Source organism: Flagellimonas sp. 389 (assembly GCF_018449435.1).
Lineage (GTDB): Bacteria > Bacteroidota > Bacteroidia > Flavobacteriales > Flavobacteriaceae > Flagellimonas.
Map to the genome: position 1 here is coordinate 84,253 of NZ_JAHCMU010000017.1, position 19,882 is coordinate 104,134.

The following is a 19,882-nucleotide window of genomic DNA, read 5'->3' on the forward strand; positions in this document are numbered from 1 at the left end:
AATGCGCTTTCTAAGGTCATTTTATATTCATAATAGGATCTTTAAGTATGTCGCAATTTTGGCGGCTAGCTTTGTCCTATCCTATTGGCTTCCTGAGCTATACCCCATAGCCTGGGTACTGGTCTTTATTCTTATGGTCCTTTTCGTCTGCGATTGCTACCTTTTATATGGTACAGCTAATGCTATCATAGGAAAACGAAGCACACCGCAAAAGCTTTCTAATAGTGATGACAACGAATTACAGACCGAGCTTGTTTCAAAATATCCTTTTAGAACAGGAGTTGTTGTGATTGATGAACTTCCCGTCCAATTTCAAAAACGTGATTTTGAATACAAAACATACCTCACCAAAGGAGAAAAGTATCTGTTCAATTATACGGTTAGGCCCGTAGAACGGGGGGAATATATCTTCGGTAATTTGAATATATATGCCTCTTCCCCTTTGAGAATTATAAAACGACGATATATATTCCAAAAAGACCAAATGGTTCCCGTATACCCATCCATCATACAGATGCAACAGTATGACTTTTTGGCGATAAGCAACCGTTTAAGCGAGTTTGGGCTAAAAAAAATACGGCGAATAGGACATACACAAGAGTTTGAACAAATAAAGGACTACATAAAAGGTGATGATATACGGACCATTAATTGGAAAGCTACGGCAAAGAAAAACCAATTAATGGTCAACCAATACCAAGATGAAAAATCGCAACCCATCTATTCCATTATCGATACCGGCAGGGTGATGAAAATGCCCTTTAACGGATTGAAGTTATTGGATTACGCCATTAATTCTACCCTTGCGTTTTCCAATGTAGCTTTAAAACGAAATGACAAAACGGGTATGATCACGTTCTCCAAAAAAATTGAAACGTTTGTGCCAGCATTGCAAAAAATCTCCCACCTCAACACTATTTTAGAGAAATTATATAACATTACCACAGAATTCACCGATTCGGATTTTGGTTTGCTTTATGCCCATCTAAAACGAAAGGTAAATCATAGAAGTTTACTTTTGTTATACACTAATTTTGAGCATATTTCAGCACTAAAAAGGCAACTTCCCTTCCTATTGGCCATTGCTAAAAAACATGTTCTTGTTGTTGTGTTTTTTGAAAATACAGAACTTGAATCCCTTATCAGTGAAGATGCCGAAGATTTGCAGACCATTTATCACAAAACAATTGCTGAAAAGTTTTCGTTGGAAAAAAGACTCATGCAAAAAGAGCTACAACAGTATGGCATTCAAACCATTTTGACCAAACCGGAAAACTTGTCCATCAATACCATAAATAAATATCTTGAAATTAAAGCAAGAGGACTTCTTTAGTACTATTAGTGAGAGCGGTAGTTGTTTATAAGACTTGAAGAAAGACCAAAAGACGTTAAGTTAGGTAATGTTTCTTCAGTAATAAAAAGTTTATCATCATACTGACTACTATGCAACTTATTCAAATTAAAATGGGTTGCTGAGGAATCATGTTTAGGTATCTTATCACGCTTTTTGGAAAAAAGCTCAATGGCCACACCAACTGTTACTCCCCCTAAAATAGTTGCGAGCAAATCATCATTGTCCCAACCATTCTCTCGCTGACCGGCATCAACCGTTTCTTTGGCCAAACCGATTAACGTACCACCGGCAACAGCTCCCATAAAGGTCCAAACCCTGTTCCCATCAGAAGCATTTTTCGCAATACCTGCTCCTGCCAAGCCAAAAAGATTACCTCCTAGAAAGTGTAGTGCCTTATCACGTTCCACCTGACCGTGCAAGTGTACCGTAAGTATCAAAAGAAGAAATATAGGGGTTAGCTTTTTCATTACAATCGTAAATGTAAAGAAAGCTGATTATTTTAAAAACTTTTGACTTCTTCTACTCCTTTATTAAACCCTGCCATCAAGTCTTCTACGATAGATGCTGCCGATTTAATTTCATGGATAAGTCCAGATACTTGACCAATTTCCAGTTCCCCTTCATTCAAATCCCCTTCAAACATACCTCGCTTGGCCCTTGCCCTACCTAATAAATTTTTCAAATCTTCCACAGTTGCCCCATCAGCATAAGCATTTTGAACATCTTTATAGAATTTGTTTTTCAATAAGCGAACGGGAGCCAATTCCTTTAGTGTTAATTGTGTATCCCCCTCTTTTGCTGTTACGATCTGCTCTTTGAACAAATCATGTGAAGAACCTTCTACACTAGCAGCAAAACGACTACCTACTTGTACGCCATCGGCCCCCAGAACCATTGCTGCCAACATGGCCCTCCCTGTAGCGATACCGCCCGCAGCAATCAAAGGAATATCAATTTCCTCTTTTACTGATGGAATTAGCACCATTGTTGTGGTCTCGTCCCTTCCATTATGTCCACCCGCTTCAAACCCTTCGGCCACGATGGCATCCACCCCGGCATCTTGAGCTTTTAACGCAAACTTCACACTACTGACCACATGTACCACAGTAATACCATGGTTCTGTAGATGATTGGTCCACGTTTTTGGATTTCCCGCTGAGGTGAAGACAATCTTTATCCTACTGCTCAGAATGATTTCCATCAATTCTTCAATGTTTGGGTACAACATGGGAATGTTTACGCCAAAGGGTCTATCGGTTGCTTTTTTACATTTTTCAATATGCTCTTTTAGAACTTCTGGGTACATACTACCAGCTCCGAGCAGTCCCAATCCGCCGGCATTGGAAACCGCAGATGCCAAACGCCAGCCACTTGTCCAGATCATTCCTCCTTGTACAATAGGGTATTTTACTCCAAAAAGCTGGGTAATCTTATTGTGCTGCATATATTAAGAAATAATGCCTGAGCCAATTAGTTCATCACCTTTATACCACGCTACAAACTGGCCTTCGGTTATGGCAGATTGCTTTTCTTCAAAATCTACGTAAAGCCCACTCTCAGTTCTGTAAAGTATGGCTTTTTGCAAAGGTTGCCTATAGCGGATTCTTGCTTCTACCTCCATCGTTTCATCAATCGTTAAAGCCAAATCTTCACGTACCCAATGAAGTTCGTTTTCACTTACAAATAGGGTGTTCCTTAAAAGCCCCGGATGAGACTTTCCCTGTCCCGTATAGATGATATTATTATCCACATCCGTATCAATTACAAAAAGTGGTTCTTTAGTTCCTCCAACATTCAAGCCTTTGCGTTGTCCTGTTGTAAAATAATGCGCTCCTTGATGTTCCCCTACTACTTTCCCATCGGATAAAACATACGCCGGTTTCTTTGAGTAGTATGCCAATTCCTCAGCTTTATCTTCAAATTCCGGTGACTCTGCTATAAAGTGGGATGCGGTATTCGGTACTTCAACAATAACACCTTTTTTGGGCTTCAATTTTTGCTGCAAAAAATCCGGCAAATGTACTTTCCCTATAAAACACAGTCCTTGAGAATCTTTCTTATCGGCGGTAATCAAATCGTTTTCCGCTGCAATTTTTCTAACCTCTGGTTTGGTAAGCCCGCCAATTGGAAACAAGGTCTTGCTCAACTGCGCTTGGGAAAGTTGACATAAAAAATAAGATTGATCTTTATTCCCGTCTACACCCGATAACAACTGATAGGTTTCTGAGCCATTTTTATTCTTAATGATTCCCTTTCTACAGTAATGCCCTGTTGCCACAAAATCAGCCCCCAATTGTAGGGCTATCTTTAGGAAGACATCAAATTTTATCTCACGATTACAAAGTACATCAGGGTTTGGCGTCCTCCCTCTTTCATATTCATTGAACATATAGTCCACTATCCGTTCTTTGTATACCTCGCTTAAATCCACTGTTTGAAAGGGTATACCTAATTTTTCAGCAACAATAAGTGCATCATTACTATCCTCTAACCAAGGACATTCATCAGATATAATTACGGAGTCATCGTGCCAATTCTTCATGAATAGACCAATAACTTCGTACCCCTGTTCTCTTAAAAGATAGGCCGTTACACTCGAATCAACACCTCCTGAAAGTCCAACAACAACTTTTTTCAACTTACTTATCAATTTAGAGTGCAAAATTACGAATTATAGGTAGATTTTAATTTTAACAAATGACTTCTTAAGATTACAAGCAACGCTTTCCACTTTTTTCATCTTCAAGAAAAGTAATAACCTAAACTAAATAACAAATGAGATTTTCTTTATTTTTTTCTACCTTATTATTAATGGCTTTGAGTTTCAATTCATGCTCTTTGGACGACGATGGTATAAATCGACCAGATGAAAGTCTTGCCGACTTGATTTCAAATGACACTAATTTTCAAATGTTAAAGACAGCCTTGGAAGAAGTAGAGCTGCTTGACAATTTAGACCGTAGTGGACTGAATACTATTTTAGCACCTACGGATGAAGCTTTTAATTCCTTTCTTGACGGCAAAGCACTTTCTGATATTTCCAAAGCGGATTTGAGAAAATTATTGTTGGCACACATTGTAGTAGGGGAAGTCAATACGCAGGATTTTGTTTCGGCAGAAGAAGGATATATGATAACCTCTTCACCTGGAATTGCTCAAAACAGTTCAATCAATCTATACTTTAAAAATGATAACGGTATCGTAATCAGTGGAAAGGCCAAGATTGTTAGTTCCAGTTCAAACAAAAGGGCCTCTAACGGTATCTTGCATCAAATAGATGCGATTCTTGAACTACCTACGCTTGCGGACTTCATTGCAGTAGATGACAGGTTGAACGAACTGGAAAAATCGTTAACATCTCCGGGACAACCAGATTTCATGGCAACTCTTGATACCCCAAACGGAGAAGCACCTGCCCCATTTACAGTATTCGCACCGATCAATGACGCTTTTGAAGATTTTGGGGATCTACCTACTGGCGATGACCTTACACCTGTTTTGGAACATCATGTTATTGCCTCCAAGAATATTGTTACACGCGACATGGAACAAAGCATGACTCTTGAAACCATAGAAGGAGATGATTTAACGGTAAGGATTATTGGGAATCAAATCAACCTTATCGATGGTGCCAATAACAATACCACAAGAATTGTAGGCGCCAATCTTCAAGCATCAAATGGTGTGCTTCATTTGGTGGATGACATTTTGATTCCAGATACCACCAACTAACATCATAAATAGTTAAAAATAAATTTTGTATCAACGTTCATACACCCTATGAATAGATGCTCCATAAAAAATAGTACATGAAACAAGTTATTGCAATCCTTGGTCTTTTGTTCTTCGTAAACTGTCAAAATGGTTCAATTGTTGAACCTTCAAAATTTAAAACCATCATGATCAAATCTTTTGGAGAAGTAGAAACACCCCCCGATATGGCTACTTTTCATATAGATTTAAGCTGTTTGAACAAATCAATACAAACTTCGAAAAAATGCTTGGTCGATAAGTCAAATATACTCCATGATCGTTTATTGGGTTTTGGAATAGAAAAGAATGATATTTTAACAACTTCAGTAGCTATGAACAAGAGCTATACTTGGAGAAACAATTCAAACATATTTGAAGGTTACAGGAGTTCCACAAGTGTTTTTATCACAGTAAGAAATATTGAAAAGCTCAGTGAGATTTATACGGAGTTGCTCGAGAACAGAAACCTTGATTTGGGTGGTTTGAGTTATTCGCACTCAAAAATTGATAGCTTAGAAAACGCTGCCTATGTGAAGGCACTCGAAAAATCGAAAATACTTGCTGATAGATTGCTACAGGAACTACCAGAGTCCAAGAAGGAAATCTTAAAAATTGGGAATGTCGAAATTTCCGGTTCTATGCTCGAGAAAAACATATTTCAACCTGAAAATGAATTTGGCATGGCACAGCAACCCAACGTTTTACAAGAAAAATCGATAGCTATAAGCAAAGGGATTCTTAAAATGAGCGCAACACTGTATGCTGAATACCAGATAAAATAATCTCGTGTAGGTCTTATCAACATATACCGTATAGGGATTGATCGGTAGAGCTTAAGTACAATTTCCTTAACGTTGAGGCTGGATATTTAAAACTGGGGTAACTTAGAATTAAGACTACATTTAACTGGTTGAGGGCATTATATTCTATTTTCAAGCCTAGAACACAGAACCAAATTAATCTGAAAAATGAAAAACATCCCGCATTTAGGAAAATCCCTTGTAGTATTGATTTTAGTCCTTTTTATAAGCTCTTGCAGCAAAAATGACGACGCCAACCCAAAGACAGATGATGAAATTGGCAATACCGATGATGATCCAACCACATTACCCAATATCGTAGCACTGGCAGAAAGTGTTGATATGTTAAGTACTTTAATGGATGCAATTGAATTAGCTGATGCTGATTTGGTACAAACATTATCCGCAGATGGCCAATTAACCATTTTTGCTCCCACCAATGACGCTTTCAATGCACTTCTAGATCAGCTTGAAGGTTTTGAAAAGCTCGAAGATTTTGATGAGGAAGAAGAAAAGGCCCTCTTAGCTGAAATTTTAAAGTACCACGTTATTTCTGGTACTGTTGCTTTATCCTCTGATTTATCGGATGGTAAAGTATTGGAGACACTCCAGACTGAAAGCTTAAAAGTTAACGTAGATGGAAGTGTTTTTATAACGGACAAAACAGATGACCTTTCCGAAGTAGTTAGTGCGGACAATAATGCTTCCAATGGCGTGGTTCATATTGTGGATAAAGTTTTAGTACCACAAGCTGCCTTGGATATACTTTTTCCAAAACCAAGTATTGTAGAAATTGTTGTTGAAACAGAACAATTGTCCCTGTTGGAAGAGGCCGTCTTAAAAGTAGGTTTGGATGAGGATTTGAATGCAGAAGGTCCATTCACATTGTTTGCCCCAACGGACAAAGCCATTGAAGAACTTTTTGAACTTCTTGGAGATAGCTTTACAAGCTTTGATGATTTTGATAATTTCTTGGAACTTCAAATTTTAAAGCAGATTTTACTGTACCATGTGGTCTCAGGAAATATTACTTCCAATGAGCTTTCTCCCGGCACCGTTCCTACCTTGCTAGAGAATGAGAACATTGAGGTAATAGCCTCCAATGATACCTTTGTAATTGGAGATGCTTCGGACATTGATGCAAACCTCGAGGAAATAGATAAAGAAGCAAGCAATGGAGTAGTCCATATTATTGACAAAATTTTGATTCCTCAAGAAGTACAGGATTTTTTGGACGCCTTGAATCCAGATGACCCAAACACAGGTATTCCAACAATAAAGGAACTGCTTGAAGATTCCGATGAGCTTACTTTCCTAAAGGAAGCGTTAGAGCTCACGGGATTATTGGATACATTAGGTGAAGAAGGTCCTTATACGGTCTTTGCTCCAACCGGGGAAACCATAAACTTTCTTTTTGGTCTTTTAGGGGAATCTTTTACCAAACTCGAAGACTTTGACCTCGATTTTGAAATTGATTTGTTGAGGCAAGTGCTCAGTTACCATGTTGTGCCCGGTGTATTTACTGCTAATGATTTGGTCATTGGTGATTTAAATACCCTATTAAACGATGATACCATAGCAGTAGGTTATGTAAACAACGCTTTTTTTTTACAGGATGCATTGGGTCTTAATGTAAGTTTTAGAGTTACCGATATTCCTGCCGGCAATGGTGTCATCCATACCATCAACAGGGTCATGGTTCCACAATCAGTAATCGATACCATAGTTTCCAGAACCGAGAGTACCATCACGAGAATTTTGGATAGACTAGACCCAGAGCATAAAGAGTTGGCCATAGCAGCTTGCCTATTAGTGCATGAAAGTTTTGAAGATATTCTAAATACCGAGTTCACCTTTTTTCTTCCCACAAACCAAGCGTTCCTAGATTTGTTCGATCAACTGGACGGTATTGATTCCTTAGCTGATTTTGATACCGAAGAAGAACTAAAACTATTGGGCACGATTCTTACCTATCATTATATAGAAGGTACAAAAGCTAAATCAACACAGTTGACCAATGGCCAAGAATTGATTACATATCAAGGAGAAAAGTTAAACATAAATACAAATGGTGGAATACAGCTTATTGACCAAACTGGTGAGCCTTCCAATGTCACTTCACCAGATATTGAAGTTTTAAGCGGAGTCATTCATATTGTGGATAAAGTACTACTTCCTAAGCAAGCCTTAAACAAACTTGACATGTAGCAGAGTTATAGCATTCTTTTAAAAAATTGGGTTGTCTATAATGGACAGCCCAATTTTTTTTGCTGTAATGTTTAGTGTTTTCAATTAAATTGTTAAATATTTTATAAAATAGATTAAACAAAAGCAACCTATTATGTTTAAATACATCTTTGTAACGTTAAACAATTTTTAATCTAAAAAAAATTAAATGAAAGCACTGATTAAATTATCTAAACTCACATTACTGGCGGTTGTCTTTATTTTTGCGTCCTGCTCGGACGATGATGACAATGGGCCAACGACCCCAACACCTACCTTGAATATAGTAGAAACTGCTGATGCCGAAAACGATTTAAGCAGTTTGGTGGGTGCATTAAAAAAAGCTGATGAAAGTGCCGACAACGATTTGGTCAGTGCTTTAAGTGGAGATGGTCCTTTCACGGTCTTTGCACCTACCAATGCTGCATTTGATGATTTATTTAAACAATTGGGTGATTTTGATGGTTTAGACGATTTCAATACACAAGAGCTTCAAAATGTACTGGCAGTTGTTTTATCATATCATGTCATTTCTGGAACAGCCGCTCTTTCATCTGATTTGAGCGACGGCCAAGTTTTGACGACATTGCAGACCGGCACTTTAACAATTTCTACCGAAGGAGGCGTTTTCATTGATGATGCCACTGATGTTAATGCCGAGGTTACAACAGCCGACGTAGAAACCACAAACGGCGTTGTACATATCATCGATAAGGTATTGTTACCACAAGAAGTTATAGACCAGTTAAGGATACTTATTACCATTACTGATTTAGCTTCGGGTAACGAGAACTTGGAAAGCTTAGTCGCCGCATTGCTTGCCGCAGATGAAGATTTAGATGAAGTACTTAAAGGTGATGGTCCATTCACGGTGCTCGCGCCAAGCGATGAAGCTTTTGCCGAATTCTTGGGTGAAGATGAGCTTGCAGATATCCCTGTTGAAACGTTGACCAATGTATTGAAAAATCATGTAATCAGTGGCGCATTGCTTCAAGTTGATTTGGAAGCAGCAGGTTCTGGTTACGCAAATACCCTTGCTACAAGAGAGGATGATAACATCAGTATTTACTACAACACAACAGATGGCGTTGTATTTAATGGTGTATCTACTGTGGAAACCGCAGATGTTGAAGCACTGAATGGCATAGTGCATATTGTTGATAAAGTAATAGATTTACCAACGGTGGTAACTTTTGCAACTGCAGACCCAACCTTTGAGTCTTTGGTAGCCGCCTTGACCACAGATGGACAACCAGACTTTGTCTCTACACTCGGAGGTGATGGTCCATTTACGGTATTCGCCCCAACAAACGATGCGTTCCAAGCATTATTGGATAGCAACGATATGTGGGACGGCTTAACTGATATTGATTCTGGTCTACTTACCAGTGTATTGGAGCACCATGTTATTGCTGATGTGAATATCCGTTCAACAGATTTAACTGAAAACGGTGTAACCGTTACACCTGCTACTTTAGAAGGTGATACTTTTTCAATCACCCTACCAGGTACTAACGGCAACATTGCTGATGTAACAGATGGTGCAGGAAATACAGGAATAGGTATTGACGCAGTTGACGTACAAGCTGCAAATGGCGTAATCCATGTATTGGATGCCGTACTTATACCAGATACAGAAAATTAATTTCATTGGGCAGGTCTCCCTTGGGAGGCCTGCTTTATCTCAACACTATATTTAACCCTAAGAACACTTTCAAAATGAAAAATTATTTACGATTAAAGGGCTATCTCTTTTTGGTAGTTCTAACAGTATTTGCATTCTCTTCCTGTGATAAAGAAGACGATGGAACAACAGACAAAGAAACAGAAGCCCAAAGTACAATTGTACAAACTGCTCAAAACACCGATGCACTAAGTTCATTGGTCGCGGCTTTAACAAAAGCCGATGAAAACGAAGATTCAGATTTGGTCGGTACCCTTGATGGCGAGGGAACTTTTACCGTATTTGCACCTACGAATGAAGCCTTCACGCAACTCTTTAAGGATTTAGATGGTTTTGATTCACTTGAAGATTTTGACTCACCAGAAAAAAGAGGCATTCTTGCTACGATTCTACAATATCACGTAGTAACAGGTGTTGCGGCTACAGCCGAAAGTTTGGATGACGAACAAAAGATTCCAACCGTTCAAGGAGAAGACGTAACTATTCGTCTTCAGGATGACACTGTGTTCGTTCAAGATGCAACAGATGCAGATGCAGAGGTCATTATTGAAGATGTACCTGCTTCAAATGGTATTGTACATGTTATTGATAAAGTACTTTTACCACAGGAAATTATCGATATGCTCAATGAAGAGGAAGAGACCTCAACCTTAGTGGACATTGTTGTAGCAACAGATGCACTTTCGATTTTAGAAGAAGCAGTAATCAAGGCTGGTTTAGCAAATACATTGAATGGGGAAGGTCCTTTCACGGTTTTTGCACCAACGAATGATGCCTTTGTAGCATTATTGGGAATATTGGGAGATGATTACAGCTCTTTAGCAGATTTTGATACTGAAGAAGAAATCGTTCTTTTAAGAAACATACTGCTCTATCATGTAATTCCATCAAAAGTTTTAGAAGCTGATTTAGCACCAGGCGATGTTCCAACTGCCTTTGATGGAAACTCTATAAGCGTAATTGCAAGTGACGATACTTTTGTAATCGGGGATGCCTCAGATGTTAATGCAAACATTACTGGTACGGATATCATTGCATCCAATGGCGTTGCACATACCATAGATAAAGTGTTATTGCCACAAGCAGCGTTGGATTTTGTAGCCTCTTTACAATTGAAAACTATCGTAGAAATCGCAGTGGAAACTGATGATCTTAGCCTTTTGGTCGAAGCATTACAGACAGCAAATGCAGGTTTGGTAGAAACCTTGAGTGGTGATGGTCCTTTTACTGTATTCGCTCCAACAAACCAAGCCTTTAAAGACTTGTTGGATTTCTTGGGAGATGACTTCAAGAGCCTTGCCGATTTTGACACACAAGAAGAAAAAGACTTATTGGTAACGGTTCTTACCTACCATGTTGTTGCAGGTACTGCTGCATTTTCTGATACATTAAATAATGGAGATCAAATTGAAACCTTCCAAGGTGAAAATGTTGGTGTCAACATAAAAAATGGAACCATTCATATCGAGGATGCTACCGATGATAATGCCACTGTAGTTCTTGAAGACGTTGAAGCTAGTAACGGCGTTGTTCACGTTATCAATAAGGTTTTACTTCCACAGGCTGTGTTGGACATTCTATTTCCACCTACACCAGACATTGTACAACTGGCACAATCCGTAGATGATTTAAGCCTGTTAGTTCAAGCTTTGATTCAAGCGGATGCAGGTTTAGTGGATGCTTTAGGCGGTGACGGACCATTTACGGTATTCGCTCCTACCAATAAAGCTTTCAAAGAATTATTGGATGGTTTGGGAAATAACTATAATAGTTTAGAAGATTTTGACACAGCTGAAGAAAAAGCATTATTGGCTCAATTGTTATTGTACCATGTTGTAGCGGGGGAAGCTATCCCATCTTCGGCTATCACTGGCCATGTAGAGCTTACAACAGAGCAAGGAGAGAAGATTGAAGCAGTTGCGGGACACCCTATCAAAATCAGGGACAAAACACATACTCCTGCAAAAGTAGTTGCAGCGGATAATGAAGCTAGTAACGGTATTGTACATATTATAGACAAAGTGCTTCTACCACAAGAAATAATAGATGCACTTCATTAACAAAATCTATTAGAAAAAGAGAATTTTGTAAGTTTTTATTTATTAAAATCCCCGTGATTTAAATTACGGGGATTGCTTTTTAAAGATGATTTTTACCGTTAATCGATGACACATCAAAAGCGTCTCGTTTACCATACAAAACCGTCTGTTTTACAACTATTACTTTTTTTAGCAGGTATTTAGATGCATCTTTGAAGTCCCAAATCTTTCCAAACTAAATCTATAAATGGTGAAACTCTCCTTAAATACTAAGGAGAGTTTTTACTTTTGAATCAATCTTGATTTAACGCTTCCCAGTCTTCTTTTGCGCCTCTGCCTGCTCCATCATTTCTCGCATCTTTTTCTGGAACTTGTTCTCCTTTTTGGGCTTTTTCTTGTTCTCTTGAATCTGGGCGTGGATTTTATCCTCATCCAAAATGTAATTTTTAATTGCCAACATAATAAAGATGGTAATCAAGTTGGAGATAAAGTAATATAGACTCAAACCACTAGCGTAGTTGTTGAAGAAAAACAACATCATTACCGGTGACAGGTACATAATAAATTTCATATTGGGCATACCGGGTTGCTGCTGCATCTGCATACTCTGTCCAGTCGTCATCGTCATATAGAAGAATATCGCCACTGATGCCAAAATTGGAAAAAGACTCACATGATCACCGTAAAACGGAATCGCAAATGGTAAATTAAAAATAGTATCATAAGACGAAAGGTCTTCGGCCCATAAGAAAGACTTTTGCCGTAATGCAAATGACGTGGGGAAAAACATGAACAGCGAATAAAAGATAGGCAATTGCAACAATGCAGGGATACAGCCGCTCATGGGGCTCACACCAGCTTTGTTGTACAGCTTCATGGTTTCCTGCTGCTTCTTCATTGCATTGTCCTTATACTTCTCGTTTAACTCCGTAATCTCTGGCTTTAAAACTTTCATTTTGGCCTGGGAGAGATACGACTTATAGGTTACCGGAGATAATGCCAACCGTACAATGATGGTCATTACGATAATGGCGATACCAAATGGCAAGAACGAGCTTAAGAATTCATAAAATGGTGTAAAGACATACCTGTTTATCCAACCGAATATCCCCCAACCAAAGGGAATGGATTCCACCAAGCCCAAATCTTTGTAATCATCCAGTACTTTAACATCTGTAGGACCATAATACCAATGCATGTTTTGGGAAAGTTCCCCACCTTGCAGTTCTATGGGCGCCTTTGTACGAAACGCTTTTGTAAAGAGTGTTTCCTTACTTTCTTCCTCTACCAAGTTCTTGGAACTCAGTTCTGCTTTTTTAAAATGATTGTCCGTTGCTAAAATAGAGCTGAAAAAATGTTGACGATAGGATAACCATTTTACATCAACCTCGGTCTCTTCGTCCAAATCGCTGCTCTCAGAGAGCTTGCTTATTTTTCCCTCATCGTGATTATAGGTCAAACGTGTATAACGATTTTCATAGTTGACACTCTTGTTGTGCCGTATACCCTTAACGTCCCATTCCAATTCAATAGGTCGGCTTGAATTTAGTACCCCATTAAGACCTTGGGAACGAATCGTAAAATCTACCAAATAATCGGTTGGCTTCATTTCATAGCGGTATTCCAAAAACTGACTTTCGGAAATCTTCGCTTTCATGGAAAGGACTTGATTATCACCACTTTTTGTCGATGAAGGTTCAAAAAACAAATCCTTTGTATTAAGGACCCTATTATCCGACGTAGAAAAATTAAGTCCAAAACTGGCATTTCCTTCTTTTACCAGATATACTGGAACAGAATCGTGGGTCACAAAATTTTTCATTTTGGCCTCCACAATTTGTCCTCCTTTATTGGCCACTTCTAAATAAAGTACCTCATTTTCAATTGTTGTAGTGCCTTCTGAGGCCTTAGTAAAACCGAAAGCACCGACTGAACTCTTATAACTGGCAACTGCCGTGGAATCCTGTAAATCTATGGTTGCAGAACTATCCGTAACTTCTGGTTGAATTTTCTCTTCTTCTTTTTTAGCTGCGGCCTCAATTTTTTCTTGCTCCGCTTTTTGGGCTTCAAGCTCTTCAGGTGTGGGCTGATTTTGGTAAAACATAAAAATGAGTATTCCAAAAATCAATACAAAACCAATAATGGATTTGACGTCCAGTTTCTTTTCTTCCATGAAAGTTATTTAGTGAAAAATCTGCTTTTTCGACTTTTAAAGTGGCAAATATATGTCCAAAACTGGAGTTTATGCCAAACTGGCATTAGTTTGTTGTTGTTTTTGAACTAATGCCGCTTTTACAAAACCTACGAACAATGGATGCGGGTTTGCCACGGTACTTCGATACTCGGGGTGATACTGTACGCCAACAAACCAAGGATGTGAGGGAATTTCCACGACTTCGACCAAGCCTGTTTTTGGATTAAGGCCTGTTGCCATTAATCCTGCTTCTTCCATTTGGGTTTTGTACATATTGTTATATTCAAAACGATGTCTGTGACGTTCCGTTATATCTGTTTTTCCGTAAACTTCATGAACCAGACTATTTGGCTTGAGTTGGCAATCCCATGCACCCAATCGCATGGTACCGCCCATATCCGTGACCAATTTCTGTTCCTCCATTAAACTGATGACCGGGTCAGCGGTTTGCGAATCCATCTCTGTTGAATTAGCGTTTGGAAGTCCTAAAACATTTCGTGCAAATTCAATTACGGCCATTTGCATCCCCAAACAGATTCCCAAGAAAGGAATATTGTTTTCACGGGCATGGCCTACCGCTATTATCTTACCCTCTATACCACGTTCGCCAAAGCCGGGAGCTACTAAAATACCGTCCAATCCTTTCATCTGGTCGGTCACGTTAGCCTCTGAAATGTGTTCTGAATGAATCGACTTTACTTCAACCTTGACCTCATTTGCTGCTCCAGCATGGATGAAAGACTCCAAAATAGACTTATAAGAATCTTGAAGCTCGACGTACTTACCAATAAGTCCTATGGTAACTTTATGCTTGGGATTTTTATGTTTTTTTAAGAATTGCTGCCATTGTTCAAGGTCGGTTTCAGCATCATTAGGCAAGGCCAATTTATCCAGGGTCACTACATCCAGCCCCTCTTCTTGCATAAGTATGGGAACATCATAAATGGTGGATGCATCTATGGATTGTATGACCGCTCCCTTTTTTACATTACAGAAAAGGGCCAATTTTTCTTTGATATCGTCCGAGATTTCATGCTCTGTTCTACATACCAAAATATCGGCCTTTATACCACTTTCCATCAAGGTTTTTACGGAATGTTGTGTAGGCTTGGTCTTTAGTTCACCGGCTGCGGAAAGATAGGGCACCAAAGTTAAATGAATAACGATTCCATTATTCTCCCCCAATTCCCATAACAACTGTCTAACAGCTTCTATGTAGGGCAAAGACTCTATATCACCTACGGTACCTCCAATTTCGGTAATAACAATGTCGTAATCCCCACTATTCCCCAAAATTTGGATACGCTGTTTTATTTCATTGGTGATATGCGGTACTACCTGAACCGTTTTCCCCAAAAATTCGCCCCTACGTTCTTTTTCTATAACACTTTGATAAATTCGTCCTGTAGTGACATTATTGGCCTGTGAAGTTCGCACATTTAAAAAACGTTCGTAATGTCCCAAATCCAAATCGGTCTCTGCACCATCATCCGTTACGTAGCATTCTCCATGTTCGTAGGGATTTAGCGTACCCGGATCTACATTGATATATGGATCTAATTTTTGAATGGTAGTTCGGTAACCTCTAGCCTGAAGCAATTTGGCCAAGGATGCGGCGATAATTCCTTTACCTAAAGAAGAAGTTACGCCCCCCGTAACGAAAATGTACTTTGTCTGTGACATATTTGGGATTTCTATTACGGGGCGTAAAGTTACAAATTGAAGAATAAAACGAGTGGTAAAACTGTCAAAAAAAGTTTAAGAACTGTCAATCTAAGTTTCTAAATAAATTTTTAGTAAAAGTATTGGGTTACAAAATCTAAAACACTCGTTTACAACGTATATACAGCATTCGAATTCCGATAACTAATATTTTCATTTCTAAATCAATACAAAATCCTCAATAGAACTTATGAAACTTAATCTAAGTGCACTGGTTATTTTTTGCTGTTTACTAATCCTTTCAACAAATTCTTGTGGCGATAATTTTGAACCATCCGATATTTTGGTTGAAGAAATAAATGAAGAAAATAGTGTAGATGAGGAAAATGATGGAGATACCACCAATGATGATGAAAGTGATGGTGAAAAAAATGAAGAAGACGAGAATACTGACGATACCGGAGATTCCACCAATGATGAAACCGGGGATGAAAATACAGAAGACGAAAACACAGGAGACCAGACTGGCGATGAAACCACAGGAGACGAAACAGGTGATGAAAACACCGGAGATGAGAACACGGCAAGTGCAATCGTAGGAAATTGGGAACTGGTAAGCGCCACCATAAATAATGGTCAGGGTTCAACTAATGTAGAAAATTTTGGCGTAGTTAGTTTTCCATTTTCAGCTTCGTCAAAAGATGAGGACGCTCAGATTACCTTTTCTGAAAATCCAAACGAGGTAAATGGTACAGGGGAATACACTATCATTATATCGTATACACTTTTCAATCAAGAGTTTACGGATGAATCCAATCTAGAAAGTCCCATAACCAACGGCACATGGCAACAATCCAATAATGATTTGATCATAACGGGCGGTGATGAAAACGTACCCGGTGATTTTATTATAAATGAGCTTACTACCAGCAGAATGGTATTGGAAGTTGCTTTTGATAGGACAATACCCGTAGGCGAACTAGAAGTGGATGCAACCGGCACTTTGGTCATTACACTAAATAAAATGTAGGATTTTATTTAGGGAGTCAGGATTTTTGTGGAAATTCTTTTTGAATTTTTCTGATCATGGGTTCTAGTCCGTTGTCTTTAATATCCAACATTGTACTTAGAAACTCCCCTAATTTTCCTTTGGGAAGCCCTTTTTGTCTGAACCACACTAAATAAGGTAAGGGTAAATCTACTAGGTAACTATCCTTAAACTTACCAAAAGGCATTTTGTAATGGGCAAGTTCCACTAACTTCTCTTTATCGGGTCGAATTTCCATTTGTATATCTAAAATACTATCTTTCTACATATAAATACTTCATCATGAAGCGAAGAAATTTCATCAATACCGTGGCAGCTGGTTCTGCTGGGATATTATCAAGCTCTTCCATGGCCCACCAACAACAAACACAAAAAGACTTCAAATTAAAAAACAACATCAATCACAGTGTCTGCCAATGGTGTTTTAATCATTTACCGTTAGAAGAATTTCTTCAAATATTAACTGGCTTGGGAATAAAGGCAATTGATTTAATAGGGCCAAAAGATTGGCCACTTTTAAAAAAATATGATATCCATTGTTCTATGTGCAATGGTGCCGAAATAAGTCTTACAGAAGGATGGAACGATCCAAAATATCATGAGGAACTCATAGAAAACTACCTAGAAATTATTCCACTAGTGGCGGAAGCGGGCTATACCAACTTAATTTGCTTTAGTGGCAACCGTAGAGGCATAAATGACTATGTAGGGTTGCAAAACTGCGTGGACGGACTTTCTCAAATTATGCCATTGGCCGAAAAACACGGAGTAGTAATTCAGATGGAACTATTTAATCAAGTAAACCATCCAGATTATATGTGCGATAGCTCTATTTGGGGGGTCGAACTTTGTAAACATTTAGGGAGTGAAAATTTTAAACTGCTCTTTGATATTTACCACATGCAAATTCAAGAGGGAGATATTATTCGAAGCATTCAAAACTACCATCCCTATTTTGGACATTACCATACTGCAGGCGTTCCAGGAAGGCACGAAATTGACGAAACCCAAGAACTCTATTACCCAGCTATCATAAAAGCTATTTTGGATACTGGTTTTAAAGGTCATGTTGCCCAAGAGTTTATTGTTACCTGGGAAGATAAAATCGGGGCGCTTAAAGATGCTTTTTTACGGTGCGATGTTTGATCAATCCAACAAAGCGGGCACGATATATTCATTCATAAGCGCATCGGTATACGAATGGGCTTTTCTTTTACCGTAATTGGTGGTCGTAATCACTACGACGGTATTAAGTTCAGGCATCGAGAGCACTTTCTGACCGCCATTTCCCGACATGTAGTAAGCGCCATACTTCTGATCAGAACCAAAAGACTTTATCCAAAGCAAGTAACCATAATCGACGCCTTCCCTAGCATTCGCCTTTGGTGTTGTGGCCTTTTTTACCCATTCTTTGGAAAGGATTTGTTCGTCATTCCATTCACCGTCTTGAAGAAAAAGCTGAATCATTTTTAAAAAGTCGCGGCTTTTATATTCGCTACCACCGGCAGTATTCAAGGTCTTATAAGGATTGTAATGCAGTTGATAGTCCTTTATGTCCAAAGGACTAAAAAGGTTTTGTTTTGCAAAACTGTCCAATGGCATTTTCACCGCACTTTCCACTACCTCGGCCATAGCAGCTGCTCCTGCGGAACAATAACTCATAACCCTTCCGTAAGGAGAATCGGCTGGCTTCGGCCCAAAAGGGTGTGAACGAATGGGCAGATCCAGAAAAAATTGAAGCCAATCCTCCACAATGTACATACGTTCCTCATGTCCTCTAGAGAACATGTTGTCATCATCGCATTCCAAAATGGAACTCATGGTCAACAAATCTTCAATAGTAATATCTTGCTTTCTTTCGTCTTGATTCTTTACAGGCAATCTTGGATTCACATAATCAAGAATTTTATCTTTTTCGGATTTAATAAACCCTTTATCTATAGCGATTCCAGTTAGTATTGTGGCCATCGTTTTCGTTACGGACCGTGTATTGTGCTTCGTGTTTAACCCTGCATTATTAAAATAGCTCTCAAAAACCAATTTTCCATCTTGAGCTACCAGAACACTTGTTATATTTTCATAGTCGCCCTTATTTATTTTCTCTTTCATTGTGTTGAAAAGAGGGTGGTCAAGTCTATGCTTTTCTGAAAAATCCAACTGAGCGGTCAACACTAATGGAAAGGTAAAAACGGATACTAAAAATAATAGCTTATTCATTTGATTGCTTTTGATTATCACAACAAATAAAGGCAACATTTTTCCTTTAAAATAGAACGTATTTAACCTGATTAATTCCTAAAAAAATCGCTGTCTGTATCTTTTTGGTGTCTCACTAAAATAGGATTTGAAAGTTCGCGTAAAATGACTGTGATCGGAAAAACCGCATTCATGCGCAATTTCAGTCAACGATAAAGTTCGGCTGCCCAATAAGGAAATCGCTTTTTTGATTTTATTCCTACGGACATAATCCCCTAAGGTCGTATTCAAATATTTTGGCAGACTTCTGGACAAATGGACAGGGTGAATCCCTAAAGCATTAGAGAGTGAGGTCAAGGTTAAGTTCTCCACATCATCATAAATTAGTTGCTTCAACTGGTCTACCCAGTAAGGCTCCATATTTTTGGATGATAGATTTTTGCCCCATACTTCATCACAAAGTTGCAACATCAAAACATCCATGGACAATTTTGAATCATCATCATCATTTTTGAATTCGTAATAGATTTTTGCCAAAGTTTCATGTAATCTCGGGTCTTTCATGATTTTACTGCCCTCCCAAAGGTCTGTGTCAAACTTTTTGTCCTGAAACCATTGCTTATCCAATTCAATATGGAATCCGCGTGCATTTCGGGTTTCTTTGGTGTTCATATGGGTTTCTTGCCAGTTATGAAACAGGAAACTACCAGGAGGACAAAGGGTAGTTTTACGTTGATTGATATCTTTAAGATTCCCCTCTAACACATACATGAAATATGGGTTTTCATGATAATGCCAATCTGTTTTTGGCAAATGATAATCGTACTCAGAAAAGGAAACACCTGTATTTTCTATTTCTAACTTCCTGATTCCGTAATAGTTGCCCTTTTTTAGAATTTTCATACACTATAAAGACCACGGAATAT

General features: G+C 38.6%; 16 protein-coding genes. 8 read left to right on the forward strand and 8 right to left on the reverse strand.

The features are described from left to right. Position 1 precedes the first annotated feature (1 nt). Positions 2-1,333 (forward strand): DUF58 domain-containing protein, encoded by a 1,332-nt coding sequence (locus tag KIM67_RS15070; RefSeq protein ID WP_213832377.1) that lies wholly within the window; start codon positions 2-4, stop codon positions 1,331-1,333. Positions 1,334-1,338: 5 nt separating this feature from the next. Here the strand turns inward: KIM67_RS15070 and KIM67_RS15075 are convergent, their stop codons facing one another. From KIM67_RS15075 to mnmA, 3 genes are read right to left on the reverse strand one after another with little or no spacing between them, the layout of a single operon-like run. Continuing rightward, positions 1,339-1,821: a hypothetical protein gene (locus KIM67_RS15075; RefSeq protein ID WP_213832378.1), complete on the reverse strand. Its 483-nt coding sequence runs from the start codon at positions 1,819-1,821 to the stop codon at positions 1,339-1,341. Positions 1,822-1,853: 32 nt separating this feature from the next. Beyond that, entirely contained in the window at positions 1,854-2,798 is a 945-nt protein-coding gene (locus tag KIM67_RS15080; RefSeq protein ID WP_213832379.1) for a nitronate monooxygenase family protein, read from the reverse strand. 3 nt (positions 2,799-2,801) lie between these two features. Beyond that, positions 2,802-3,992: a tRNA 2-thiouridine(34) synthase MnmA gene (mnmA, locus tag KIM67_RS15085; protein WP_213832380.1), complete on the reverse strand. Its 1,191-nt coding sequence runs from the start codon at positions 3,990-3,992 to the stop codon at positions 2,802-2,804. 137 nt (positions 3,993-4,129) lie between these two features. On the opposite strand from mnmA, the gene KIM67_RS15090 reads away from it, so the two are divergent. From KIM67_RS15090 to KIM67_RS15110, 5 genes are all read left to right on the forward strand, one after another. Then, positions 4,130-5,086: a fasciclin domain-containing protein gene (locus KIM67_RS15090; RefSeq protein WP_213832381.1), complete on the forward strand. Its 957-nt coding sequence runs from the start codon at positions 4,130-4,132 to the stop codon at positions 5,084-5,086. A gap of 77 nt (positions 5,087-5,163) precedes the next feature. After that, the gene (locus KIM67_RS15095; protein ID WP_213832382.1) at positions 5,164-5,889 is read left to right on the forward strand and encodes an SIMPL domain-containing protein; all 726 of its coding nucleotides are present in this window, start codon (positions 5,164-5,166) and stop codon (positions 5,887-5,889) included. A gap of 186 nt (positions 5,890-6,075) precedes the next feature. Next, a complete protein-coding gene (locus KIM67_RS15100; protein WP_213832383.1) occupies positions 6,076-8,115 on the forward strand; it encodes a fasciclin domain-containing protein in 2,040 nt (679 codons plus the stop codon). A 187-nt stretch (positions 8,116-8,302) separates the two neighbouring features. Continuing rightward, positions 8,303-9,778 (forward strand): fasciclin domain-containing protein, encoded by a 1,476-nt coding sequence (locus tag KIM67_RS15105; protein ID WP_213832384.1) that lies wholly within the window; start codon positions 8,303-8,305, stop codon positions 9,776-9,778. A gap of 74 nt (positions 9,779-9,852) precedes the next feature. Continuing rightward, positions 9,853-11,877, forward strand: a complete 2,025-nt coding sequence (locus KIM67_RS15110; protein ID WP_213832385.1) for a fasciclin domain-containing protein — start codon at positions 9,853-9,855, stop codon at positions 11,875-11,877. Between the two features lie 283 nt (positions 11,878-12,160). Here the strand turns inward: KIM67_RS15110 and yidC are convergent, their stop codons facing one another. Both yidC and KIM67_RS15120 read right to left on the reverse strand, forming a co-directional pair. Next, a complete protein-coding gene (gene yidC, locus KIM67_RS15115; protein WP_213832386.1) occupies positions 12,161-14,029 on the reverse strand; it encodes a membrane protein insertase YidC in 1,869 nt (622 codons plus the stop codon). A 69-nt stretch (positions 14,030-14,098) separates the two neighbouring features. Beyond that, on the reverse strand, positions 14,099-15,733 hold the full coding sequence (locus KIM67_RS15120) for a CTP synthase (protein ID WP_213832387.1): 1,635 nt from the start codon (positions 15,731-15,733) through the stop codon (positions 14,099-14,101). A gap of 229 nt (positions 15,734-15,962) precedes the next feature. Here KIM67_RS15120 and KIM67_RS15125 point away from each other — a divergent pair, with 229 nt between their 5' ends. Further along, positions 15,963-16,742 (forward strand): hypothetical protein, encoded by a 780-nt coding sequence (locus KIM67_RS15125; protein ID WP_213832388.1) that lies wholly within the window; start codon positions 15,963-15,965, stop codon positions 16,740-16,742. A 16-nt stretch (positions 16,743-16,758) separates the two neighbouring features. On the opposite strand, the gene KIM67_RS15130 is transcribed toward KIM67_RS15125, so the two are convergent. After that, positions 16,759-16,998, reverse strand: coding sequence for a DUF3820 family protein (locus KIM67_RS15130; protein WP_213832389.1), 240 nt, complete (start codon positions 16,996-16,998; stop codon positions 16,759-16,761). Positions 16,999-17,042: 44 nt separating this feature from the next. Between KIM67_RS15130 and KIM67_RS15135 the strand changes: the two genes are divergently transcribed. After that, a complete protein-coding gene (locus KIM67_RS15135; protein WP_213832390.1) occupies positions 17,043-17,906 on the forward strand; it encodes a hydroxypyruvate isomerase family protein in 864 nt (287 codons plus the stop codon). Here KIM67_RS15135 and KIM67_RS15140 read toward each other — a convergent pair whose 3' ends face one another. Continuing rightward, complete coding sequence (locus tag KIM67_RS15140; RefSeq protein ID WP_213832391.1) at positions 17,907-18,977, reverse strand: serine hydrolase; 1,071 nt, start codon at positions 18,975-18,977, stop codon at positions 17,907-17,909. A gap of 78 nt (positions 18,978-19,055) precedes the next feature. Further along, on the reverse strand, positions 19,056-19,859 hold the full coding sequence (locus KIM67_RS15145; RefSeq protein ID WP_213832392.1) for a helix-turn-helix transcriptional regulator: 804 nt from the start codon (positions 19,857-19,859) through the stop codon (positions 19,056-19,058). Between the last annotated feature and the right edge of the window lie 23 nt (positions 19,860-19,882).

Coding starts and splice junctions, on each gene's coding strand:
- KIM67_RS15070 (WP_213832377.1), top strand. CDS start 2: ATGCGCTTTCTAAGGTCATTTTATATTCATAATAGGATCTTTAAGTAT.
- KIM67_RS15075 (WP_213832378.1), bottom strand. CDS start 1,821: ATGAAAAAGCTAACCCCTATATTTCTTCTTTTGATACTTACGGTACAC.
- KIM67_RS15080 (WP_213832379.1), bottom strand. CDS start 2,798: ATGCAGCACAATAAGATTACCCAGCTTTTTGGAGTAAAATACCCTATT.
- KIM67_RS15090 (WP_213832381.1), top strand. CDS start 4,130: ATGAGATTTTCTTTATTTTTTTCTACCTTATTATTAATGGCTTTGAGT.
- KIM67_RS15095 (WP_213832382.1), top strand. CDS start 5,164: ATGAAACAAGTTATTGCAATCCTTGGTCTTTTGTTCTTCGTAAACTGT.
- KIM67_RS15100 (WP_213832383.1), top strand. CDS start 6,076: ATGAAAAACATCCCGCATTTAGGAAAATCCCTTGTAGTATTGATTTTA.
- KIM67_RS15105 (WP_213832384.1), top strand. CDS start 8,303: ATGAAAGCACTGATTAAATTATCTAAACTCACATTACTGGCGGTTGTC.
- KIM67_RS15110 (WP_213832385.1), top strand. CDS start 9,853: ATGAAAAATTATTTACGATTAAAGGGCTATCTCTTTTTGGTAGTTCTA.
- yidC (WP_213832386.1), bottom strand. CDS start 14,029: ATGGAAGAAAAGAAACTGGACGTCAAATCCATTATTGGTTTTGTATTG.
- KIM67_RS15120 (WP_213832387.1), bottom strand. CDS start 15,733: ATGTCACAGACAAAGTACATTTTCGTTACGGGGGGCGTAACTTCTTCT.
- KIM67_RS15125 (WP_213832388.1), top strand. CDS start 15,963: ATGAAACTTAATCTAAGTGCACTGGTTATTTTTTGCTGTTTACTAATC.
- KIM67_RS15130 (WP_213832389.1), bottom strand. CDS start 16,998: ATGGAAATTCGACCCGATAAAGAGAAGTTAGTGGAACTTGCCCATTAC.
- KIM67_RS15135 (WP_213832390.1), top strand. CDS start 17,043: ATGAAGCGAAGAAATTTCATCAATACCGTGGCAGCTGGTTCTGCTGGG.
- KIM67_RS15140 (WP_213832391.1), bottom strand. CDS start 18,977: ATGAATAAGCTATTATTTTTAGTATCCGTTTTTACCTTTCCATTAGTG.
- KIM67_RS15145 (WP_213832392.1), bottom strand. CDS start 19,859: ATGAAAATTCTAAAAAAGGGCAACTATTACGGAATCAGGAAGTTAGAA.